Source organism: Streptomyces sp. NPDC014656, from assembly GCF_043084305.1.
GTDB lineage: Bacteria > Actinomycetota > Actinomycetes > Streptomycetales > Streptomycetaceae > Streptomyces.
In genome coordinates this window covers 83,103-103,269 of record NZ_JBIBZN010000015.1, presented here as the reverse complement: position 1 = coordinate 103,269, position 20,167 = coordinate 83,103, and the positions used below count along the sequence as shown (strand labels likewise).

Annotated in this window: 24 protein-coding genes and 1 tRNA gene; 6 read left to right on the top strand and 19 right to left on the bottom strand. The window is 72.7% G+C overall.

Annotated features, from left to right (window positions below):
• Positions 1-38: 38 nt before the first annotated feature.
• Both ACF1ED_RS29095 and ACF1ED_RS29090 read left to right on the top strand, forming a co-directional pair.
• Positions 39-1,562 (top strand): MFS transporter, encoded by a 1,524-nt coding sequence (locus ACF1ED_RS29095; RefSeq protein ID WP_391765413.1) that lies wholly within the window; start codon positions 39-41, stop codon positions 1,560-1,562.
• Between the two features lie 34 nt (positions 1,563-1,596).
• Positions 1,597-2,388, top strand: coding sequence for a TetR/AcrR family transcriptional regulator (locus tag ACF1ED_RS29090; protein WP_391765411.1), 792 nt, complete (start codon positions 1,597-1,599; stop codon positions 2,386-2,388).
• An 81-nt stretch (positions 2,389-2,469) separates the two neighbouring features.
• On the opposite strand, the gene ACF1ED_RS29085 is transcribed toward ACF1ED_RS29090, so the two are convergent.
• Together ACF1ED_RS29085 and ACF1ED_RS29080 are read right to left on the bottom strand one after the other, a co-directional pair.
• Positions 2,470-4,059 (bottom strand): MDR family MFS transporter, encoded by a 1,590-nt coding sequence (locus ACF1ED_RS29085; RefSeq protein ID WP_391765409.1) that lies wholly within the window; start codon positions 4,057-4,059, stop codon positions 2,470-2,472.
• Between the two features lie 30 nt (positions 4,060-4,089).
• The gene (locus tag ACF1ED_RS29080; protein ID WP_391765407.1) at positions 4,090-4,569 is read right to left on the bottom strand and encodes a MarR family winged helix-turn-helix transcriptional regulator; all 480 of its coding nucleotides are present in this window, start codon (positions 4,567-4,569) and stop codon (positions 4,090-4,092) included.
• Between the two features lie 142 nt (positions 4,570-4,711).
• Here ACF1ED_RS29080 and ACF1ED_RS29075 point away from each other — a divergent pair, with 142 nt between their 5' ends.
• Positions 4,712-4,939, top strand: coding sequence for a hypothetical protein (locus tag ACF1ED_RS29075; RefSeq protein WP_391765405.1), 228 nt, complete (start codon positions 4,712-4,714; stop codon positions 4,937-4,939).
• Positions 4,940-5,053: 114 nt separating this feature from the next.
• Here the strand turns inward: ACF1ED_RS29075 and ACF1ED_RS29070 are convergent, their stop codons facing one another.
• Positions 5,054-5,659, bottom strand: a complete 606-nt coding sequence (locus ACF1ED_RS29070) for a TetR family transcriptional regulator (RefSeq protein ID WP_391765610.1) — start codon at positions 5,657-5,659, stop codon at positions 5,054-5,056.
• A 189-nt stretch (positions 5,660-5,848) separates the two neighbouring features.
• Here ACF1ED_RS29070 and ACF1ED_RS29065 point away from each other — a divergent pair, with 189 nt between their 5' ends.
• Entirely contained in the window at positions 5,849-6,796 is a 948-nt protein-coding gene (locus ACF1ED_RS29065) for an oxidoreductase (protein WP_391765403.1), read from the top strand.
• On the opposite strand, the gene ACF1ED_RS29060 is transcribed toward ACF1ED_RS29065, so the two are convergent.
• From ACF1ED_RS29060 to ACF1ED_RS29020, 9 genes are all read right to left on the bottom strand, one after another.
• On the bottom strand, positions 6,783-7,655 hold the full coding sequence (locus tag ACF1ED_RS29060) for a hypothetical protein (RefSeq protein ID WP_391765401.1): 873 nt from the start codon (positions 7,653-7,655) through the stop codon (positions 6,783-6,785). The two genes, ACF1ED_RS29065 and ACF1ED_RS29060, sit on opposite strands and share 14 nt — an antisense overlap.
• Positions 7,656-7,738: 83 nt before the next feature.
• Complete coding sequence (locus ACF1ED_RS29055) at positions 7,739-8,665, bottom strand: RNA polymerase sigma factor SigF (RefSeq protein WP_391765399.1); 927 nt, start codon at positions 8,663-8,665, stop codon at positions 7,739-7,741.
• Positions 8,666-8,901: 236 nt separating this feature from the next.
• On the bottom strand, positions 8,902-9,744 hold the full coding sequence (locus tag ACF1ED_RS29050) for an RNA polymerase sigma factor SigF (protein ID WP_391765397.1): 843 nt from the start codon (positions 9,742-9,744) through the stop codon (positions 8,902-8,904).
• 243 nt (positions 9,745-9,987) lie between these two features.
• Positions 9,988-10,281, bottom strand: a complete 294-nt coding sequence (locus ACF1ED_RS29045; RefSeq protein WP_351842658.1) for a Dabb family protein — start codon at positions 10,279-10,281, stop codon at positions 9,988-9,990.
• A 9-nt stretch (positions 10,282-10,290) separates the two neighbouring features.
• On the bottom strand, positions 10,291-10,455 hold the full coding sequence (locus ACF1ED_RS29040; RefSeq protein WP_189949201.1) for a hypothetical protein: 165 nt from the start codon (positions 10,453-10,455) through the stop codon (positions 10,291-10,293).
• 446 nt (positions 10,456-10,901) lie between these two features.
• Positions 10,902-10,989: transfer RNA gene (locus ACF1ED_RS29035), tRNA-Ser, on the bottom strand.
• Between the two features lie 66 nt (positions 10,990-11,055).
• Positions 11,056-11,508, bottom strand: coding sequence for a tRNA adenosine(34) deaminase TadA (gene tadA / locus ACF1ED_RS29030; protein WP_391765395.1), 453 nt, complete (start codon positions 11,506-11,508; stop codon positions 11,056-11,058).
• Positions 11,509-11,531: 23 nt separating this feature from the next.
• On the bottom strand, positions 11,532-12,086 hold the full coding sequence (locus ACF1ED_RS29025) for a hypothetical protein (protein WP_391765393.1): 555 nt from the start codon (positions 12,084-12,086) through the stop codon (positions 11,532-11,534).
• Between the two features lie 198 nt (positions 12,087-12,284).
• Positions 12,285-12,503 (bottom strand): hypothetical protein, encoded by a 219-nt coding sequence (locus tag ACF1ED_RS29020; RefSeq protein WP_391765391.1) that lies wholly within the window; start codon positions 12,501-12,503, stop codon positions 12,285-12,287.
• Positions 12,504-12,635: 132 nt separating this feature from the next.
• Here ACF1ED_RS29020 and upp point away from each other — a divergent pair, with 132 nt between their 5' ends.
• Complete coding sequence (gene upp, locus ACF1ED_RS29015) at positions 12,636-13,271, top strand: uracil phosphoribosyltransferase (RefSeq protein ID WP_388875008.1); 636 nt, start codon at positions 12,636-12,638, stop codon at positions 13,269-13,271.
• A gap of 103 nt (positions 13,272-13,374) precedes the next feature.
• Here upp and ACF1ED_RS29010 read toward each other — a convergent pair whose 3' ends face one another.
• From ACF1ED_RS29010 to ACF1ED_RS28985, 6 genes are all read right to left on the bottom strand, one after another.
• Positions 13,375-14,004, bottom strand: coding sequence for a LytR C-terminal domain-containing protein (locus tag ACF1ED_RS29010; protein WP_391765389.1), 630 nt, complete (start codon positions 14,002-14,004; stop codon positions 13,375-13,377).
• 115 nt (positions 14,005-14,119) lie between these two features.
• Entirely contained in the window at positions 14,120-14,416 is a 297-nt protein-coding gene (locus tag ACF1ED_RS29005; RefSeq protein ID WP_003999914.1) for a type II toxin-antitoxin system VapB family antitoxin, read from the bottom strand.
• Positions 14,417-14,685: 269 nt separating this feature from the next.
• Complete coding sequence (locus tag ACF1ED_RS29000) at positions 14,686-16,239, bottom strand: M28 family metallopeptidase (RefSeq protein ID WP_391765387.1); 1,554 nt, start codon at positions 16,237-16,239, stop codon at positions 14,686-14,688.
• Positions 16,240-16,538: 299 nt separating this feature from the next.
• A complete protein-coding gene (gene pip, locus ACF1ED_RS28995) occupies positions 16,539-17,474 on the bottom strand; it encodes a prolyl aminopeptidase (RefSeq protein WP_391765385.1) in 936 nt (311 codons plus the stop codon).
• Positions 17,475-17,484: 10 nt separating this feature from the next.
• Positions 17,485-18,060: an RBBP9/YdeN family alpha/beta hydrolase gene (locus ACF1ED_RS28990; protein WP_391765383.1), complete on the bottom strand. Its 576-nt coding sequence runs from the start codon at positions 18,058-18,060 to the stop codon at positions 17,485-17,487.
• A 303-nt stretch (positions 18,061-18,363) separates the two neighbouring features.
• The gene (locus ACF1ED_RS28985; protein WP_391765381.1) at positions 18,364-19,029 is read right to left on the bottom strand and encodes a TetR/AcrR family transcriptional regulator; all 666 of its coding nucleotides are present in this window, start codon (positions 19,027-19,029) and stop codon (positions 18,364-18,366) included.
• A 157-nt stretch (positions 19,030-19,186) separates the two neighbouring features.
• Here ACF1ED_RS28985 and wrbA point away from each other — a divergent pair, with 157 nt between their 5' ends.
• Entirely contained in the window at positions 19,187-19,795 is a 609-nt protein-coding gene (gene wrbA / locus ACF1ED_RS28980; RefSeq protein WP_043224792.1) for an NAD(P)H:quinone oxidoreductase, read from the top strand.
• 76 nt (positions 19,796-19,871) lie between these two features.
• Here the strand turns inward: wrbA and ACF1ED_RS28975 are convergent, their stop codons facing one another.
• Positions 19,872-20,159 (bottom strand): metal-sensitive transcriptional regulator, encoded by a 288-nt coding sequence (locus tag ACF1ED_RS28975; RefSeq protein ID WP_391765379.1) that lies wholly within the window; start codon positions 20,157-20,159, stop codon positions 19,872-19,874.
• Between the last annotated feature and the right edge of the window lie 8 nt (positions 20,160-20,167).

Genomic DNA, 20,167 nt, shown 5'->3' with positions numbered 1-20,167 from the left:
TACGAGACCTAGCCTCGTACACCGTATAAGGAGTTTCCATGACGGCCACGCCCACGGCCGCGCCGCAGGCCGCCGGCGGCCACCCGCAGCGCTGGCTGATCCTCGGCGTCATCTGCCTCGCCCAGCTCACCGTGCTCCTCGACAACACCGTCCTCAGCGTCGCCATCCCCTCGCTGACCACCGAGCTGCACGCCTCCACCAGCGACATCCAGTGGATGATCAACGCCTACTCGCTCGTCCAGTCCGGCCTCCTCCTCTCCGCCGGCAACGCCGCCGACCGCTACGGCCGCAAGAAGCTGCTCGCCCTCGGCCTCGGGCTCTTCGGCCTCGGCTCGCTCGCCGCCGGTCTGGCCGGCTCCACCGGGCAGCTGATCGCCGCCCGGGCGGGCATGGGAGTCGGCGGCGCGCTCCTGATGACCACCACGCTCGCCGTCGTCATGCAGATCTTCGACGACTCCGAGCGCGTGAAGGCCATCGCCCTCTGGGCCACCGTCAGCTCGCTCGGCTTCGCCGCGGGACCGCTGATCGGCGGTGTGATCCTCGACCACTTCTGGTGGGGGATGATCTTCCTGATCAACATCCCGGTGGCCGTGATCGGCCTGGTCGCCGTCCTCAAGCTGGTCCCCGAGTCGAAGAACCCGCAGGGCGACCGCCCCGACCTGATGGGCGCGCTGCTCTCCACCATCGGCATGACCGCCGCCGTGTACGCGATCATCACCGGCCCGGAGCACGGCTGGACCTCCACCGAGGTGCTGGTCCCGGCCGCGATCGGCGTCGTGGTGCTCGCCGCGTTCGCGCTGTGGGAGCTGCGGACCCCGTACCCGATGCTCGACATGCACTTCTTCCGCAACCAGAAGTTCGTGGGCGCGGTCGCCGGCGCGATCCTCGTGATGTTCGGGATGGGCGGCTCGATGTTCCTGCTCACCCAGCACCTCCAGTTCGTGCTCGGGTACGAGCCGCTGGAGGCGGGTCTGCGGATGGCGCCGCTCGCGCTGACCGTCGTCCTCCTCAACCTCAGCGGCATCGGCCCGCGGATCGTGATGAAGCTGGGCACCCCGCTGACCGTGACGGTCGGCATGACGCTGGTCGCGGCCGGTCTCGCCTCGATCGCCCTGGTCGGCGGCGGCTCGGAGGGCACGTACTGGGGCATGCTGCTCGGCCTGGTCCTCATGGGCACCGGCCTCGCGGTCTCCAACCCGGCCATGGCGAACGCGATCATGAGCGCGATCCCGCCGGAGAAGGCGGGCGTCGGCGCGGGCGTCAACGGCACCCTCGCCGAGTTCGGCAACGGCCTCGGCGTCGCCGTCCTCGGCGCCGTCCTCAACGCCCGCTTCGCCGCCCTCGTCACCGTCACCGCGGCCTCGCTCCCCGCGGCCCTCGCGGCGGCCGGCGACGAGGCCGAGCGGGCGCGGATCTCCGACGCCTTCGCCTCCGGGCTGCAGACCAGCCAGCTGGTCGGCGCGGTCGCCGTCCTCGTCGGCGGCCTGCTCGCCGCCTTCCTGCTGAAGCGGGCGGAGCGGGTGGAGCAGTCTGCGGCGGCCGAGCCGGTCGTCGCTGCCTAGCATGGTCACGAGCGCCGACGGACGGAGGAACCGCATGGTCAAGGCTGCGGACCGGGAGAAGAACCCGGCGGGCTCCAGCGTCTGGCTGGAGCGGCGGGCCGCCCGCAGCGGCGGCGGCCCGGCCGGGCTCGACCGGGAGCGGATCGTGGCGGCCTCCGTCCGGATGCTCGACCGGGACGGGCTCGGCAAGCTGTCGATGCGCCGGCTGGCGGCCGAGCTCGGCGTCACCGCGATGTCCCTGTACTGGTACGTGGACACCAAGGACGACATCATCGAGTACGCGATCGACACCGTGTACGCGGAGATCGACCTGGACGCGGTCGCCGCCGGGGCCGACTGGCGGGAGCGCCTGCGGACGCTGTCCCTGCACTACCGGCGGATGCTCGTCCGCCACCCGTGGATGTCGCCGTGCGCGGGCCAGTACCTGAACATCGGGCCGCACGCGATCGCCGTCGGCGGGAAGATCCAGGAGACGATCCGGGACACCGGGCTGCCGGTGAGCCGTCAGCCGAGCGCGATGTCCGCCGTCTTCCAGTTCGTGTACGGCTACGGGACCATCGAGTCGCAGTTCGGGCGGCGGGCGGTCGAGGCCGGGATGGACGCGGACGACTTCTACGGCGAGTCGATCAAGGCGTTCCGGGACGACCCCGCCTTCATGGAGACCCTCAAGCCGATGGAGGACCTCCTGGAGGAGAGGGCCTCGCACGGCTCCGTCACCGCCATCTGGGACCGGGACTTCGCCTTCGCCCTGGACATCATGATCGCCGGGATCGAGGCGATGGTCGCCCGGGAGGGCGGGGAGGCCGGGGAAACCGGGAAGACATGACGGAGCGGCGGGCCGTCCCCTGCCCGCCGCTCCGTTTCCACCCCGGCCGCGCCTCCGCTCGAAGCGCGGCCGGGAGTCTTTCTAGGCGTCCTCCGCCGTGGCGGTGCTGCTCTTCAGCGCGACCTCCTTGATGAAGAGCGTCACCAGGAAGGCGAGCAGCGCGAAGGGCGCCGCGTAGAGGAAGACGTCGCCGACGCCGTGGCCGTACGCGCTCTCCATCACCGTGCGGATCGGGGCGGGCAGCTTGTCCATGTCGGGGATGGCGCCGCCGGTGCCGCCCTGGCCCATCGCCGCCGCGGCCTTCGGGCCGAGCTCCGCCATGCCCTCCTTGACGTAGTCGGTGACCCGGTGGGCCATGACCGCGCCGAGCGCCGAGACGCCGATCGCGCCGCCGAGGGAGCGGAAGAAGGTGACGACGGAGGAGGCGGAGCCGAGGTCGGCGGGGGCCACCTGGTTCTGCGTGCAGAGCACCAGGTTCTGCATCATCATGCCGATGCCCAGGCCGAGCACCGCCATGAAGATCGCGATGTGCCAGTACGGGGTGTCGTACCGCAGGGTGCCGAGGAGGCCGAGGCCCGCGGTGGCGAGCGCGCCGCCGCTGATCAGCCACGCCTTCCAGCGGCCGGTCTTGGTGATGATCAGGCCGGAGGCCGTCGAGGAGACGAAGAGGCCGGCGATCATCGGGATGGTGAGGACGCCGGACATGGTCGGCGACTCGTTGCGGGCCAGCTGGAAGTACTGGCTGAAGAAGACCGTGCCGGCGAACATCGCGACGCCGACGAAGAGCGAGGCGAGCGAGGCGAGCGTGATGGTCCGGTTGCGGAAGAGGCGCAGCGGGATGATCGGCTCGGAGGCCTTGGACTCGACGAGCACGAAGACCGCGCCGAGCAGGATCGAACCGCCGACCATGGCGGCCGTCTGCCAGGACATCCAGTCGTACTTGTCACCGGCGAAGGTGACCCAGACGAGCAGCAGGGAGACGGCGGCGCTGATGAAGAGGGCGCCGGCCCAGTCGACCTTGACCTCGCGCTTCACGACGGGGAGCTTGAGGGTCTTCTGCAGGACGATCAGGGCGATGATCGCGAAGGGCACGCCGACGTAGAAGCACCAGCGCCAGCCGAGCCACTCGGTGTCGGTGATGACGCCGCCGAGCAGCGGGCCGCCGACGGTGGCGACGGCGAAGACCGCGCCGAGGTAGCCGCTGTAGCGCCCGCGCTCACGGGGGGCGATCATCGCGGCGAGGATGATCTGGGAGAGGGCGGTGAGGCCGCCGACGCCGATGCCCTGGACCACGCGGCAGGCGATGAGCATGCCGGTGGACTGGGAGAGGCCCGCCACGATCGAGCCCGCGACGTAGATCGTCAGGGCTATCTGGATGAGCAGCTTCTTGGAGAAGAGGTCGGCCAGCTTGCCCCAGAGCGGGGTGGTGGCGGTCATCGAGAGCAGTGTCGCGGTGACGACCCAGGTGTAGGCGGACTGGCCGCCCTCCAGGTCGGTGATGATCTGGGGGAGGGCGTTGGAGACGATCGTCGAGGACAGGATGGCGACGAACATGCCGAGCAGCAGCCCGGAGAGCGCCTCCATGATCTGACGGTGCGTCATCGGAGCGGCGGAGTCTCCGGCACCGGCCGGGGCGCCCCGCACACCGGTGTCGGGTGTGGTCGTAGCCATGAAGTGGGATTCCTCTGGTTTCGAGCGAGTTCAGGCGTGGGTGGCCCGGCAGTCCCCGAAGGAGTCGCGGAGTCGGGCGAGCAGGGTGGTGAGCAGTGCGACGTCGTCGTCGGACCACTCCGCGAGGTGGTGGGTGAAGGCTTCCGTCACCCGGCGGTCGAGTTCGGTGAGCATCGCGAAGCCCTCGGGGCTCAGCCGCAGGATGCGGGAGCGGCCGTCGGCGGGGTCGGGCAGCCGGTCGACCCAGCCGCGGGAGGCGGTGTGCGCCACGTGGCGGCTGCACACCGACATGTCCACGGCCATGAGCTCGGCCAGGCGGCTCGTCCGCATGTCACCGTGGTGCTTGAGCAGGGCGAGCACGGCGGCGGCGCCGCCCTGGCAGTCGCCCGGCAGGACGCGGGCGATCCCGCGCTTCACGGCGCCGAACGCGCTGATGGCGCGGGCGAGGTCCTCGTAGCGGTTGCTCGGCTCCACGGGGACCCCTTCCAACTTGTTGCTTAGGGCAACCATAGAGATGGATGGTTGCTCCAGGCAAACTAAATCGGTCAAACGGCGCTAAAGAATCGGCAAAGGGGAGGTGGGGGGGAGGCCTGGAGGAGGCCGGGACCCGGAGCTTGGGCCCCTCGCCCCGGTTTCGCTAGGGTCCTGGCACATGGCACACAACCCGCAAGCACCGTACGGCCAGGGCGCCCAGGGCCCCGAGGGCTACGACCCCGCCGGCAGCACCCAGATGTTCCGCGCCTTCGTCGACGAGGGCACCCCGCAGCGCGCTCCCCAGCAGGCGACGGCCGCCTCGGGCGGTCCGCGCGTCGGCGTGATCGCCGGCGTGATCGCCGCGATCGTCGTTGTGGCGGGGGTCGTCTGGCTCGCCGCGTTCTGACCCCCGCTCCCCAGGACCCCGGAAGGGGCCGGATCCCGTCGGATCCGGCCCCTTCTCCGTTTGCCCCTACGGGGAGACGGCCGCGCCCCCGCACGCACGGGGCGGGCCGTACGGCTATCCGGCGTCCAGGGCCGGGGCCAGCTGGGCGAAGGCCCGCACGATCAGGACGAGCGGGTCGGCGTCCCCGCCCCCGCCGGCGCCCCCCGCGTCCTCGCTCCAGCGCCGCAGCACCGTGTCGAAGGCGGTGAGCGCCATGCCCGCCGCGAGCCGCGGGTAGAGCGAGTCCGCCGGGTCGAGGCCGAGCCGGGCGGCCAGCTCCCCGGCCAGCTCCTCGCGCCAGCCGGCCTCGTGCTCCAGGAAGCGGGCGAGCAGCGCGGGCGTCCGCAGGATCAGCCGGACGACGGGCAGGGTGCGCTCGGCGTGGTCGCCGCAGGCGGCGAGCGGCACGGAGACGGCGTGCAGCAGCGCGGCCGAGGGCGGCTCGCCGGCCGGCCGGGCGGCCAGCTCCGCCCGCATGTCGGCGCCCATTCCGGCCAGGAACTGGACGACGACGTCCTCCTTGGACGCGAAGTACCGGAAGAAGGTCCGCTTGGAGACGCCGACGGCGGTCGCGATCTCGTCGACCGTCGCCGCCTCGAAGCCCTTGTGCGCGAAGAGCTGGAGCGCGGTCTCGGTCAGCTCGGTCGCGACCAGCTCCCTCTTGCGCTGGGCGAGCGTCATGGCACGGGGGGCGGGTGCGGACGGGGGACCGGGTGCGGCGGGCGCGGGCGCGGGACCGGGTGCGGCGGGCACGGGGGCGGGCGCGGCGGGCGCGGGGTCGGTGCTCACGGGTCGATGCTAACGCGGTGGCACCAATGGCACCCCTCGACATGTTTGACACCGAGTGACATAGACGTCAATGTGTGTCGCATGAGTCGTACGCGTATGCAGCAGTGGACCGCCGACGTCATCCCCGACCTCACCGGCCGGGTCCACGTCGTCACCGGAGCCACCGGCGGCCTCGGCCTCGCGACCACCCGCGCCCTCGCCCGGCGGGGCGGCCGGGTGGTCCTCGCCGTACGGGACGAGGCGAGGGGGCACCGGGCCGTCGCCGGTCTCACCGCCGAGGGGATCGCCCCGGACCTCCTGACCGTCCGCCGGATCGACCTCGCCGACCTCGACTCGGTGCGCGCCTTCGCCGGGGGACTGCGCGCCGACCACCCGCGGCTGGACGTCCTCGTCAACAACGCGGGCGTGATGGGCCCGCCCCGCACGCTCAGCGCCCAGGGCCACGAGCTGCAGTTCGCCGCCAACCACCTCGGCCACTTCGCCCTCACCGGCCTGCTCCTCGACCGCCTGCCGGCCGGCGGCCGGGTCGTCACGGTCAGCTCGCTGGTGCACCGGCGGGGCGACCTCCGCCTCGACGACCCCGCCGCCCTCACGGGCGAGCGCGGCTACGCCCCGATGGCCTTCTACAACCGCTCGAAGCTCGCCAACGCCGTCTTCGGCCACGAGCTGCACCGCCGGCTCTCCGCCGCCGGCAGCCCGGTCCGCAGCGTCCTCGCCCACCCCGGCTACACCGCGACCGCCCTCCAGACCCGCGACGTCACCGGTCTCGCCCGCTTCTTCTACGGCCGGATCGGCAACCCGCTGCTCGCCCAGCGCCCGGAGCGCGGAGCCCTGCCCCAGCTGTACGCGGCGACCGCCCCGGAGGCGGCCGGCGGGGACTTCATCGGCCCGGACGGCCTCGGCGAACTCCGCGGCTCCCCGACCCGGGTGAAGCCCTCGGCCGCGGCGGCCGACCCGGAGGCGGGCCGCCGCCTCTGGGACCTCTCCGAGGAGCTGACGGGGGTGCGGTACGGGCTCACCGCCAGCTAGCGGTCACCTCGCGGGTGTCGACGCGCATGCCGAGCGGCACCCGCCAGGACTCCACGCACACCGTGTACGTCTGCTTCCGCGCCGCCCCGGCGGCGATCGGGACCGGCAGCGGCTGGGTGGTGGTGACCGTGCCCCAGTCGAGGCCGAGCGCGCCGATGACGTGCGTGGCGAAGGTCGCGGTGCCGGAGGTCGCGGGGGAGCCGCCGGTGTTCCGGAAGGTCACCGTGACCCGCTCGCACCAGCGCGCGTCGCCGTCCGCGGTGACCGGCGCGGAGACCGTGAGCACGGCCGGCCCGGGCGCGGGCGCCGGCGAGGACGGCCGGGGCGCCGTGGTGGTGGGCCGGGGCGCGGGGGTGGCGTCGGGGGTGCGGGGCGGCGCCGTGGTCGCGCCGGACGACGGGCCGCCGCCGGAGGAGCCCCCGGGCGGTGCCCCCGGTTCCGTACGCCCTCCGGAACCGCCGCCGGGCGCCGCATCGGAGCCGGAGGGCCCGGAGGAGCCCGTACCGGAGCCGGAGGAGCCCGTGCCGGCCCCGGCCCCCGCACCCGGCCGCGTGGCGGAACCGGGGCCCGGGGCGGAGTCCCCGCCCGCCCCCGCACCGGCGGAGGGGGAGGGCGAAGCGCCCGGCGGTTCCGGGGACCCCGGGGGCGGGGAGGAGGTGCTGGAGGTGGTGCCGCTCGCCGTGGGGCTCTCCAGCGGGACCAGGGTGACCGCGCCCGAGGGGGCGACCGCGCCGCCGGGCGAGGGACCGGCGCCGACCGCCGTGAACCCCTCGCCGTCTCCTCCGCCTCCGCACGCGGTGAGCGCTCCGCCGAGGCAGAGCGCCACCGCCACGAGTACCGGTTGCTTCCTGCGCCTCATGCGCCCCAGTGTGACTGACGGCGCGTCAACAGGAGTCGGCTTTGCGGAAGTCGGCGGAAGCCGGAGGGCCCGGCCGCGGGGACTCAGTCCGCGATCAGGCCCTCGCGGAGCTGGGCGAGCGTGCGGGTGAGGAGGCGGGAGACGTGCATCTGCGAGATGCCGACCTCCTCGCCGATCTGCGACTGGGTCATGTTCGCGAAGAAGCGGAGCATGATGATCTGCCGCTCCCGGGGCGGGAGTTTGGCGAGCAGGGGCTTCAGGGACTCGCGGTACTCGACGCCCTCCAGGGCGGTGTCCTCGTAGCCGAGGCGATCCGCGAGGGAGCCCTCGCCGCCGTCGTCCTCCGGGGAGGGCGAGTCGAGCGAGGAGGCGGTGTACGCGTTGCCGACCGCGAGGCCGTCGACGACGTCCTCCTCCGACACCCCGAGCACGGCGGCGAGTTCGGGCACGGTCGGCGAGCGGTCGAGCTTCTGGGCGAGCTCGTCGCTGGCCTTGGTGAGGGCGAGCCGCAGCTCCTGGAGCCGGCGCGGCACCCGCACCGACCACGAGGTGTCGCGGAAGAAGCGCTTGATCTCGCCGACGACCGTCGGCATCGCGAACGTCGGGAACTCCACGCCCCGTTCGCAGTCGAAGCGGTCGATCGCCTTGATCAGGCCGATGGTGCCGACCTGGACGATGTCCTCCATCGGCTCGTTGCGCGAGCGGAAGCGGGCCGCCGCGTACCGCACGAGCGGGAGGTTCAGCTCGATCAGGGTGTCGCGGACGTAGGTCCGCTCCGGGCTGTCGGCCGCGGCGCCCTCGGTGTCGAGCGCGCGCAGCCTCAGGAACAGGGAGCGGGAGAGGGTGCGGGTGTCGAGCGCTTCCGGGGCGACGACGGGCGGCGGCGGGGCCGGCAGCGCCCCGCTCTCGGCGGCGGTCGTCGCCGTCGTCTGCGTGGGAACGGGCTCGGGCACGAGGACCGGAACGGGCGTGAGCGTGAGCACCTTCGAGCTGCCCTGATCTGCGGACATGCCACCCCCTAGAGGTCGCGGACGGTCGCGGTGGGCCGCGACCATCGGAGGAACGCAGCTTCCACCTGAATACCGGCCGTGGGGCTGCGGCAAACGCGTCCCCAGCAGAATGTCACATGTCGGCAACACGCTGTAGTGACTTGTCGACAAGGAGTGGGCGCATATCCGCAGGAAACAAGGGGTGTACGGCATTTGGGGCGGCGCCGAACTGCTCCGAACCGGTCTACCCGTTCCGGTTACGCCTCGATCCTGTTTGCGGATCTCAGCCGGGCGAAGCTCCGGGCGAGGAGCCTTGACACGTGCATCTGCGAGACGCCGAGCTCCTGGCTGATCTGAGACTGGGTCAAGTTGCTGTAGTAGCGCAGCATCAGGATCCGCTGCTCCCGCTCGGGGAGCTGGACGAGCAGGTGCCGGACCAGGTCGCGGTGCTCGACGCCGGCCAGTGCCGGGTCCTCGTAACCGAGCCGGTCGAGCAGTCCGGGCAGCCCGTCGCCCTCCTGCGCCGCTTCCAGGGAGGTGGCGTGGTACGACCGTCCGGCCTCGATGCAGGCGAGCACCTCGTCCTCGCCGATCCGCAGCCGCTCGGCGATCTCGGCGGTGGTGGGGGAGCGTCCGTGAGCGGTCGTCAGGTCCTCGGTGGCGCCGTTCACCTGCACCCACAGCTCGTGCAGCCGGCGCGGCACGTGCACCGTGCGGACGTTGTCCCGGAAGTACCGCTTGATCTCGCCGACCACGGTGGGCATGGCGAAGGTCGGGAACTGCACGCCGCGCTCCGGGTCGAAGCGGTCGATCGCGTTGATCAGGCCGATGGTGCCGACCTGGACGACGTCCTCCATCGGCTCGTTGCGCGAGCGGAAGCGGGCCGCCGCGTACCGCACGAGCGGCAGGTTGGCCTCGATCAGCGCCCCCCGCACCCGGTCGTGGTCGGGGCTGCCCGGCTCCAGGTTCTTGAGCTGTCCGAAGAGCACCTGGGTGAGCGCCCTGGTGTCTGCGCCGCGGCTGCTCCGGGGGCGCGGGGTGTCCGCGGCTCCGGCTCCCTCGTGCTGGGGCGGGACCTGAGGTGCTGTACTGGCCGGCACGTTCACGCCACCCCTTTGGCTGGTGTAGCTGGCTACTGGGTCAACTACGGGCAAACAGTCAATTCATCCATCAAAAGCGGTCATAGCATCACAAGACATGTCCACTGTGTGCAAGCACCGCATAACCACGTGTTGAAGGCATGGTGGACGAAAAAGCGGAGGCCAGAGGCGCGGAAGGCCGAAACGCGCGAGACCCCCCGCCCGTACGGCGGGGGGTCTCGGAGTCGCGGGAGGGCGAGGGGACTAGAAGGGGTAGTCCGCGATCACCCAGGTGGAGAACTCGCGCCACAGCCCCACCCCGGCCTGGTGCGCGGGGTGGTCGAGGTAGCGCTGGAGCGCGTCCAGGTCCTCCACGGCCGAGTTGATCGCGAAGTCGTAGGCGATCGGCCGGTCCGACACGTTCCAGTCGCACTCCCAGAACCGCAGCTCGGGAATCTGCCCGCCGAGCGCGCGGAACGCCTCGACGCCGGCGACGACGCGGGGCTCGTCGCGCTCGACGCCCTCGTTGAGCTTGAAGAGGACCAGATGGCGGATCACGGAGGGCTCCTAGTTGATGAGTTCGGTCATGAACTCGCCGACACCCTTGGCGGCGCTGGAAAGGCCCTCGAACCCTATCTGGACCAGCTCCGCGGAGCGGTCCGGGGCCGTGATGATCGCGTACAGGATGAAGACCCCGAACGCGTACACCGCGACCTTCCTCGCCTGGGACACCAGCCCCACCCCTCCCCGTACTGTCACCCCGCCTCGGCGGTGGCCCACTCTAACCGAGCCTTTATGGACCAAGGGCCCGGCGTTCGGGGTCTTTCGCCGTCCCCCGGAAGGGTGAAGGGGGAGCAGGATGGATGTCGAGCCCGGCGGATCTGGCAGGAATCCGCGGGGCGCATGGAACCGGCCCGCACTGCGGGGCCCGCGCCGCGAGCTTCCCCCCTGACTGCGGCGCAGGGCTTGCCGGACCGGTTCTCATCGGGGGGAGCGGCTTGTCCCCCCGATGCCGCTCCCCCCGTCCTCACTCAAGGGCGGGACGCGCGCGGGCGCGAGCAGGACGTGAAGGGCCCCGGTGGTGCGACCGGGGCCCTTCGCCGTGTCCGCACCCCGGGTCCGGGGGGGGACGCGGGAACGCCGAAGGGCCCGGCGCTTTCGCGTCGGGCCCTTCGTAGTGGCGGTAGCGGAGGGATTTGAACCCTCGGTGAGTTTCCCCACACTCGCTTTCGAGGCGAGCTCCTTCGGCCGCTCGGACACGCTACCGAGAGAGAGCTTAGCCCAAAGTCGCTCCGCGATGAAATCCGTATCCCCGGTGGGGTGCGTCGCAGGTCAGCGGGTGCGGAAGAAGGCCGTGAGCTGCTTCGCGCACTCCTCGCCGAGGACGCCGCGGACGACCTCCGGGCGGTGGTTGAGGCGCTGGTCGCGGACGAGGTCCCAGAGGGAGCCGGCGGCGCCCGCCTTCTCGTCGTCGGCGCCGTAGACGACGCGTTCGACGCGGGACTGGACCAGCGCGCCCGCGCACATCACGCAGGGCTCCAGGGTCACCACGAGGGTGCAGCCGGTCAGCCGCCACTCGCCGGTGGCGGCGGCGGCCCGGCGCAGCGCCAGGACCTCGGCGTGGGCGGTCGGATCGCCGGTCGCCTCCCGCTCGTTGCGGCCGCGGGAGAGGACCTCGCCGGACGGCGAGAGCACGACCGCGCCGACCGGTACGTCACCGGCCGGCACGGCCGCGGCGGCCTCGGCGAGGGCGAGGCGCATGGCGTCCCGCCAGGATTCCGGCACGGGGCCGGGTACCGCGGAGTGCACTAGCGGACGGCCTCCAGGATGTCGGAGGCGCCGATGGCGTCGGCGATCTCCCCGAGGGCGTCCTCGGTCAGTCCGAGCAGGGCCCGCTCCGGCATGCCGAGGTCGGCGAGGATCCGGCCGTCGCCGAGCGGGCCGGCCGGTGCGATGCCGGCGCTGCCGGCGGAGGCGTCGGCCTCGTCGCGGTCCTCGCCGGCGGCGTGCTCCGGCTCGCCGTCCTCGGTGCCGTCCAGGTCCGCGAGCTTGTCGAGCTCGTCGAGCTCGCTGTCCGGGTCGTCGTCGCCGAGCAGTTCCGAGGTGAGGATCTCCCCGTACGAGGAGCGGGCCGCGGCCGCCGCGTGGGAGACGTAGACCCGGGGGTCGTCCTCTCCGTCGACGCGGACGACGCCGAACCACGCGTCCTCCTGCTCGATGTAGACGAGGACGGTCTCCCCCTCGTCGGCCGCCGCCTCACGGGCCAGATCGGCCAGGTCCGCCAGCGTCTCCACGTCGTCGAGCTCCGTATCGCTCGCTTCCCACCCGTCTTCGGTGCGCGCGAGCAGTGCGGCGAAGTACACCTGACTCTCCCACTGATCAGAGGTGTGATGATCCGGCGGCGCGCTCCTGAGCCCCGCCCAATCGGCATCGTGACAGAAACGACGGCTTCAGGAGAGGTCTTCGGCTCTTGCGTCGTGCATCAGTCTGAACCACACCGCGTTCGGGTGGGCGTACGACCCCGGCGCACGGAGGGGGCGCACCGGTCGTGGGCGGGGTGCTCACCAACGGAAGGTGCGCATGCGCATCGCCTGTCTCATCCGGGCCGCCCGGGCGCGCCGGGGCTGGACCCGGTCGCGCAGCGCCTTGGCCTCGCCGAGCTCGCGGAGGAACTGGGCGCGGCGCCTGCGGCGCTCCGCGTCGGTCTCCGTGCCGGTCTTCGTGCCGGTCTCCGGCTGTTTCTCCGGCGCCCGGCCGGAGGTGTTCTTCGGGTCGGGCATCGGCCACACCACCCCATCGCTGGGTCCCTGTGCTCCCCACCTTGCCGCAGCCGCGCGGTTCCATGCCAGTGGTGGGCGGGCGCCGCCCGTGCGCCGGGCCGGTGCCCGGTGCGGGCGGGCTACTGTGGGGGCATGCGTCTCCACGTCGTCGATCACCCGCTGGTCGCCCACAAGCTCACCACCCTGCGCGACAAGCGCACGGACTCCCCGACCTTCCGCCGGCTCGCCGACGAGCTGGTCACCCTGCTCGCCTACGAGGCGACCAGGGACGTGCGGACCGAGCGGGTCGACATCGAGACCCCCGTGACGCCGACGACCGGCGTGAAGCTGTCGTACCCGCGTCCGCTGGTGGTCCCGATCCTGCGCGCCGGGCTCGGCATGCTGGACGGCATGGTGCGGCTGCTCCCGACGGCCGAGGTCGGCTTCCTGGGCATGATCCGCAACGAGGAGACGCTGGAGGCGTCGACGTACGCCACCCGGATGCCGGAGGACCTGTCCGGCCGCCAGGTGTACGTGCTCGACCCGATGCTGGCGACCGGCGGCACGCTGGTCGCGGCGATCCAGGAGCTGATCCGGCGCGGCGCGGACGACGTGACGGCCGTGGTGCTGCTGGCCGCCCCGGAGGGCGTCGAGGTCATGGAGCGCGAGCTCGCGGGCACGCCGGTGACGGTCGTGACGGCCTCGGTCGACGAGCGGCTCAACGAGCACGGCTACATCGTCCCGGGCCTCGGCGACGCCGGCGACCGCATGTACGGCACCGCCGAGTAGGACCCGCCGAGCCGGACCCGCTTCCCGGGTCCGGCGGCAGTCCGGCCCGGCGCCGGTCCGGACCCGCGCGGCCGACCCGGCGCGGCCGGGCCGGCCGGTGGGCTCAGCAGCGGGTCGGTGCCGGCTTGGGCTTGTTGAGGGCCACCAGCGCCGCGTCCGCCGTCGCCTTGGGCGACAGGGCCTTGAAGGCCGTACCGATGATCAGGTCGACGTCCGCCGTGGTGCGGGCGTCGACCTTCGTCGTGGCGCCCGCGAGCTGGGTGCCGAGGACGGCGAAGGAGCCCTTGGCGGCGGCCGGGGCGCCGAGCAGCAGGCCGGCGCCGGGGACCTTCTTGTCGTAGGCGGCGGGCGCGTTCCCGATCTTGCCGATGGCGAAGCCGCGTTTCTTCAGCTCGTCGGCGGTGGCCTTGGCGAGCCCCTTGCGCGGGGTCGCGTTGTAGACGTTCACCGTGACCTGGGCGGGCTTCGGCGGCTTGGCGGCCGCGGTGGCGCTCGGCGTGGGCACGGGCTTGCAGTCGGCCTGCTTGCCGGCGACGGTCTTCTTGGTGTCGTCGCCACCGGAGAAGACGTCCACGAGCTGGAGCGTGCCCCAGCCGGCCGCGCCGAGCACGACCACGGCGGCGGCGGAGGCCAGGACGATCCTGCGCCGGCGGTGGGGACGGCGCATGCGCGGGTAGACATCCCCCGTGATGCGGTACTTTCCGCCCATGCCTGGGGGAGTGAGCATGCTCATGGGCGCAGCGTAATGCCGCCCGTCCGCGATGCCTACTTGATGATCATGTGATCGCGGCCGGATGGGCGCGAACTGCCCCCGAAAGGATCAGCACGCGGCGCCCTCCGGGGAGGCGTCAGTCCAGTTCCAGCACGCGCGCGTGGAGCACCTGGCGCTGCTGGAGGGCCGCGCGGACGGCGCGGTGCAGTCCGTCCTCGAGGTACAGGTCGCCCTGCCACTTCACGACGTGCGCGAAGAGGTCGCCGTAGAAGGTGGAGTCCTCGGCGAGCAGGGTCTCCAGGTCCAGCTGGCCCTTGGTGGTGACGAGCTGGTCGAGGCGGACCGGGCGCGGCGCGACGTCCGCCCACTGGCGGGTGCTTTCCCGGCCGTGGTCGGGATACGGCCTGCCGTTTCCGATGCGCTTGAAGATCACACGGAAAGCCTACCGGGCGAGCGGCTCCCGGCGCAGCCACGCGGAGCCGATGGGATGCTGGTACAGACCATGACATAGGCGACATTGGGGTGTCGCTTCAGGGAGCCGGAGCGGCGGGGACGACGCGGGCGAGGGCCCCTCGGGAGGGACCCTCGCCCGTCGGACAGGTCGTCGGCGGCGGGACGTCCGGGCCGGTGCGGTCGACCGGCACCCGGCCCGGCCGGGAGGCCGGCCGCTCGGTCCTCAAGGCGGCCCGCCGCCGGCGCCTCCTACTCGGTGACCTCGTGGTGGTCGTCGTGCAGGCCGCCGCCGCTGCCCGCGTCGCCCTCGGTCGGGACCGAGACGACGGGCTTGCGGAGCGAGGAGATGTCGTGGGCGTAGGTGCCCACGGCGTTGGCGATGACGTCGATGTTGGCGTCGAAGGCGGTCATGTTGACGTTCGTGATGTCGTCGCCCTCGGCGTGGTAGTTCACGTCGTAGGCGACCCCGGCCTCACCGCCGAACTTGGCGGCCTGCGCGGCGGTCTTGATGCCCTCGGCGCCGGTGAAGGTGCCGCCGGAGGGGATGCCGACCTCGATGAACGGGCCGTAGTCGGAGCGGCCGGTGAAGTCGGTGCCCTCGTGCGGCAGTCCGCGCCTGTCCATGAAGTCGGTGATGTCGCGCTCCAGCTGTGCGGAGCCCTCCGGGCCCGCGCCCTCGCCGACGTTGTCGGAGTTGTCGCCGTCGTACACGAACAGGCCATAGTTCGGCGAGGCGATCATGTCGAAGTTGAGGTAGAGCTTGATCTCCTTCTTGTCGAGCTCCGTCAGGTTGGCGACGTAGTGCTCGGAGCCGAGGAGGCCGTTCTCCTCCGCGGACCACCAGGCGAAGCGGACCTTGTTGCGGACCTTCTCCTTCGACCCGGCGAGCTCCAGGGCGGTCTGGAGGAGACCGGCGGAGCCGGAGCCGTTGTCGTTGATGCCGGGGCCCGCGGTGACGGAGTCGAGGTGCGAGCCGAGCATCACGGTGTTGGCGGCGTTGCCGCCCCTGGTCTCCGCGATGACGTTGTTGGTGGTGCGCTTCTCCTGGAGCTGGCGGATCTCGAAGGAGAGGTTCACCGGCCCGCCGGCGAGGTCCGCGGCGAGCTTCTCGCCCTCGGCCTGGGTGACGCCGCCGGTGGGGATCTTCCCGGCGGCCGGGTCGCCCAGGGTGCCGGAGAGGGCGCCCTCGACGTTGTTGTAGACGATCGCGCCCACGGCGCCGGCCGCGCCGGCGTTCTCCTGCTTGATCGCGAAGCTGCAGCCGCCGCGCTTGATCAGGGCGATCTTGCCGGTGAAGGCGCCGGCGGCGAAGTCGCCCGGCTCGCAGCCCGTGGTGCCGTCGGCGTCGACCGGGACGGCGGCCAGGGCGGCGGTGAGGCCGCCGACCGGGGTGGACTTGGTGTACGTCATCGCCTTGATGTCGATCGCTCGGGGCGCGGAGCCGAGGACGGACGCCTTCTCGGCGAGGGTCTCGGTGTAGATGAAGTCGAACTTCTCGTACGAGACGTCGTAGCCGGCCTTCTTGAGCTGCGTGTACACGTACGCGGCCGAGGCGTCGTGCCCGAGGCTGCCGGCCGCGCGGTGACCGCCGGCCGAGTCGGCTATCGCCTGGAACTTCTGCAGGTGCTTGAAGGCGTCCTTGCCGGTGGTCTCGCGGACCAGCTTCTTCGCCAGCTTCGCGGCGTCCCGCGCGGGGGCGGCGGCGGGGTCCTTGACGGCGGTGGCCGGGGAGGCGAGGACCAGGGGGGTGGCGAGGGCCGCCGCGGCGAGGATGGCCGCGGCACGACGCTGTGTTGCGTTCACAGAAGTCCTTCCCGATGGGGACGAGGTTGAGGGGAAGTTAGCCATCCTGAGGGTGTTCTGTGAACACGTTCGGCGCAATTCATGTCACCTTGAACAGGATTGACATCCGGAATTCTCAGTTCCCGGATGATTTGCCGTTCTTGGCGGCTTTCGCGGCCCTGACGGCGGCCTCCCGGTAACCGCGCTCCTCGCCGTGCGCGCCGCGCGTTCCGGGCGTTCCGTGCGCTCCGGGTGCTCTCGGGGCTCATGCTTCGATGATCCCGCCGCGGGCGCGGGGCCGCCCGGTGGGGCCGGTGGAGTCAGCTGTCCGCGAAGCGCTCCAGGGCCTCCACGACCAGCCGGCGGGTCTCCCCGCCGCCGAGGTGGCCCGCCCGCTCGACCACGTGCAGCTCGGCGTCCGGCCAGGCGCGGGCCAGCTCCCAGGCGGTGGTGAGGGGCCCGCCCATGTCGAGCCGGCCGTGGACCAGCACGCCGGGGACGCCGGCGAGCCGGTGCGCGTCCCTGATCAGCGCGCCCTCCTCCAGGAAGGCGCCGTGCGCGAAGTAGTGGGAGCAGATCCGGACGAAGCCGAGCCGGGCGTCGTCGACGCGGTCGGTGTACGGGGTCCCCATGCCCTCCATCGACAGGACGGCGTCCTCCCAGGCGCACCAGTCGGCCGCCGCCCGCTCCCGGACGGCCCGGTCCGGGTGGTTCATCCGGGCCGCGTAGGCCCCCACCAGGTCCTCCGCGTGGCCGGCGCCGGCCCGGAACCGCTCGTGCGCCTCGGGGAAGAAGCGGCCGACGCCCTCGTACAGCCAGGCCGTCTCGGAGCGGCGGGTGGTGGTGACGGAGGCGATGACGATCTCGCTCACCCGCTCCGGGTGCGCCTGCGCGTACGCCAGGATCAGCGTCGAGCCCCAGGAGCCGCCGTACAGCAGCCAGCGGTCGATGCCCAGGTGGAGGCGGAGCCGCTCCATGTCGGCCACCAGGTGGGCGGTGGTGTTCACGGAGAGGTCGGCGGCGGGGTCGCTCGCGTGCGGCAGGGAGCGCCCGCAGCCGCGCTGGTCGAACAGGACGATCCGGTACTTCTCCGGGTCGAAGAGCCGGGAGGAACCGGGGGAGGACCCGGAGCCCGGCCCGCCGTGCACGACGAGCGCGGGCTTGCCGTCCGGGTTGCCGTGGACCTCGTAGTGGACGCGGTTGCCGTCGCCGACGTCGAGCAGGCCGGTGTCGTACGGGCTGGTCTGGGGGCGCATCCGCCCGACGTTACTCGGCGCCGGTGATCCGGGTCTCCGGGTTTTCGCACCAGCGCAGGACGGCGGGCCAGGGCCCGAAGCCGCTGTCGGGGTTGAGGTGGCCGCCCCCCGCGACGAGGTCCAGGCCGAGGCCGAGCGGGGTGCCGTAGTGCAGGTCGGCGCCCTCGGGGCAGTACGCGTCCCCGTCCCCGTACACGAGCCGGGCCGACACGCCCTCCTCGGTGAGGTCGAGGCCCTCGGCGAAGGCGGCGATCTCGGGGATGGAGGCGGTGACGGCGGGGGAGGGCGGGGCGACGAGCAGCACCCGGTCGGCCTCGGGCCGGCGCGCGCCCGCGCGCAGCCAGAGCAGTACGGACAGGCTGTGCGCGAGGACGACGAACTCGCCCTCCTCCGGCCGCTCGCCGTGCTTCTCCAGGGCCGCCAGCCAGTCGTCGAGGACGGGCGCGTCCGGCTCGGGCAGCTGCGGGTAGCGGACCTCGTGCCCGCGGGCGCGCAGCTCGCCGGCGAGCCAGTGCTGCCAGTGGCCCGCGGAGCGGTGGTTCTGGAAGCCGTGGAGGATGAGGAAGGTCTTCGGCGCGGTGGTCATGCGGTGATCGTGAGCGGTGGCGGGAGGCCCGGTCCAGAGGATTCCGAAGCGTGGACACGCCGCCGCCCCGGCTGCGCCGTTACTCCCGGTTACACCGCCGTCCTGGGGGTGCGCCGCCCTCCCCGGGCTGCGTCGTTGCTCCCGGCTGCGCGCCGTCCTGGGGCTGCGTCGCCGTCCTCGGTTACGTCACAGCCCCCGCTGCGTCGCCGCCCCAGGTCACGTCACAGCTCCCGCTGCGCCACAGTCCCCGGTTACGCCACAGCCCCCGGGCCGCACCGCCGCCCTCGGGCCCGGGTTCCCCCGCTACGCCCGGAGCGCGAGCAGCTGCCGTACGCCCGCCTTGACCCGCTCGGCGGGCAGCGCCTGCTCCACCGTGAGGTGGTGCATGAGGTCGGGGGAGAAGGGGCCCAGGAGGAGGTGGGCGAGCAGGGCGGAGTCGGAGCCCGGCCGGAGCCGGGACAGCAGCATCGTCACGTGCGTGTGCATGAGCTGGTAGGCGCCGCTGTGGTAGCGGGCGCGGGGCGCGGCGGAGTGCGCGGCGAGCAGGATGGCGCGCTGTTCGGCGACCCGGTCGACGAGCGCGTCGAGGAAGGCGTCGAGCCGTTCTCCGGCGGGGGCGCCGGGGCCGAGCGGCGGCGGGCCGCTCATGTACGCCTCCTGGAACTGGCGCTCGCGGTCGTCGAGGAGCGCCCACAGCAGCTGGGAGACGTCGCCGAAGCGGCGGTAGACGGTGCCGACGCCGATCCCGCTGGCGTGGGCGACCTGGTTCATGGTGACGGCGTCGGGGCCCTTCTCGGCGACGATCCGGGCGGCCGCGTCGAGGATCCTGCGCCGGTTGCGGGCGGCGTCGGCGCGCTCGGTGACGGGGCCGCCGCCGCCCGGGCCGGTGCCGGGCGCGGCCGGCAGCACGGTGAGCAGCTGCGCGGGTCCGTCGTCGGCCCCCGGCGTGCCCGGTGTTCTCGTGCTCATCGGCCCGTTCCTGCCCTTCGTCGCGCCCCCGGTCGTCGGTGTCCCCGCCCTTCGAGCATACCCGCCCCGGTTGCCATCCGGATTGCTATCCGTTTAGGCTCGGCGAAGCTTAACGGAAACCAATCCGTTTGAGTCGGTCCGCAGCGAGGAGCCCGTCATGTCCGTCAAGGTCGCCGTCGTCTACTACTCGTCCACCGGTGCCGTGCACCAGCTCGCCCAGGCCGTCGCCGAGGGCGCCGAGAAGGCCGGCGCCGAGGTGCGCCTGCGCCGGGTGCCCGAGCTGGCCCCGGACGCCGCGATCGACGCCAACCCGGCCTGGCGCGCCCACGTCGACGCCACCGCCGGGGTCGAGCTCGCCACCCTCGACGACCTGGAGTGGGCGGACGCGTACGCGCTCGGCTCGCCGACCCGCTTCGGCAACGTGGCGGCCCAGCTCAAGCAGTACGTCGACACCACCGGCGGCCTGTGGCAGCGCGGCGTCATGGCGGACAAGCCCGCCACCGCCTTCACCAGCGCCCACAACCTCCACGGCGGCAACGAGTCCACGCTGCTCGCGCTCTACAACACCTTCCACCACTGGGGCTCGGTCATCGTCTCGCCCGGCTTCACGGACCCCGCCGTCTACGCGGCCGGCGGCAACCCGTACGGCACCGCCCACCCCGCCGCCAACGGCGCCCCCGCCGAGAACGTCCTGGCCGCCGCCCGCTACCAGGGCACCCGCCTCACGACGATCGCCAAGCGCCTGAAGGGCCTCCCGGTCGACTGACCCGGTACGGACGGACGAAGGGCGCGCCCCGGCGGAGGTCCTCCGCCGGGGCGCGCCCACGTTCCGCCGCCCTGGATCAGGCCAGCGACAGGAACAGCTTCTCCAGCCGGGCCCGCATCTTGTCCGGATCCTCGCCGCCCCGCTCGCCGCTCTCCATCTCCGTCAGGCACTGCTGGAGCCCCGTCGCGATGATCGCGAACCCGGCCCGGTCCAGCGCCCGCGAGGCGGCGGCCAGCTGGGTCACGACCTCCTCGCAGTCGCGCCCCTCCTCGATCATCCGGATCACGCCGGAGATCTGGCCCTGCGCCCGGCGCAGCCGGTTCAGCACGGCCTTGAGCTCCGCGCCCGCGAGATCGAGTTCCACAACCACTC

What these genes read in the sequence shown, in the direction of transcription:
- ACF1ED_RS29055 (WP_391765399.1), bottom strand. Translation starts at nt 8,665, where the DNA reads ATGTCCGCAGATCAGGGCAGCTCGAAGGTGCTCACGCTCACGCCCGTT.
- ACF1ED_RS29080 (WP_391765407.1), bottom strand. Translation starts at nt 4,569, where the DNA reads ATGGTTGCCCTAAGCAACAAGTTGGAAGGGGTCCCCGTGGAGCCGAGC.
- ACF1ED_RS28990 (WP_391765383.1), bottom strand. Translation starts at nt 18,060, where the DNA reads ATGACCACCGCGCCGAAGACCTTCCTCATCCTCCACGGCTTCCAGAAC.
- ACF1ED_RS29060 (WP_391765401.1), bottom strand. Translation starts at nt 7,655, where the DNA reads ATGAGGCGCAGGAAGCAACCGGTACTCGTGGCGGTGGCGCTCTGCCTC.
- ACF1ED_RS29020 (WP_391765391.1), bottom strand. Translation starts at nt 12,503, where the DNA reads ATGCCCGACCCGAAGAACACCTCCGGCCGGGCGCCGGAGAAACAGCCG.
- ACF1ED_RS29095 (WP_391765413.1), top strand. Translation starts at nt 39, where the DNA reads ATGACGGCCACGCCCACGGCCGCGCCGCAGGCCGCCGGCGGCCACCCG.
- ACF1ED_RS28985 (WP_391765381.1), bottom strand. Translation starts at nt 19,029, where the DNA reads ATGAGCACGAGAACACCGGGCACGCCGGGGGCCGACGACGGACCCGCG.
- upp (WP_388875008.1), top strand. Translation starts at nt 12,636, where the DNA reads ATGCGTCTCCACGTCGTCGATCACCCGCTGGTCGCCCACAAGCTCACC.
- wrbA (WP_043224792.1), top strand. Translation starts at nt 19,187, where the DNA reads ATGTCCGTCAAGGTCGCCGTCGTCTACTACTCGTCCACCGGTGCCGTG.
- ACF1ED_RS29010 (WP_391765389.1), bottom strand. Translation starts at nt 14,004, where the DNA reads ATGAGCATGCTCACTCCCCCAGGCATGGGCGGAAAGTACCGCATCACG.
- pip (WP_391765385.1), bottom strand. Translation starts at nt 17,474, where the DNA reads ATGCGCCCCCAGACCAGCCCGTACGACACCGGCCTGCTCGACGTCGGC.
- ACF1ED_RS29090 (WP_391765411.1), top strand. Translation starts at nt 1,597, where the DNA reads ATGGTCAAGGCTGCGGACCGGGAGAAGAACCCGGCGGGCTCCAGCGTC.
- ACF1ED_RS29065 (WP_391765403.1), top strand. Translation starts at nt 5,849, where the DNA reads ATGAGTCGTACGCGTATGCAGCAGTGGACCGCCGACGTCATCCCCGAC.
- ACF1ED_RS29075 (WP_391765405.1), top strand. Translation starts at nt 4,712, where the DNA reads ATGGCACACAACCCGCAAGCACCGTACGGCCAGGGCGCCCAGGGCCCC.
- ACF1ED_RS29070 (WP_391765610.1), bottom strand. Translation starts at nt 5,659, where the DNA reads ATGACGCTCGCCCAGCGCAAGAGGGAGCTGGTCGCGACCGAGCTGACC.
- ACF1ED_RS29085 (WP_391765409.1), bottom strand. Translation starts at nt 4,059, where the DNA reads ATGGCTACGACCACACCCGACACCGGTGTGCGGGGCGCCCCGGCCGGT.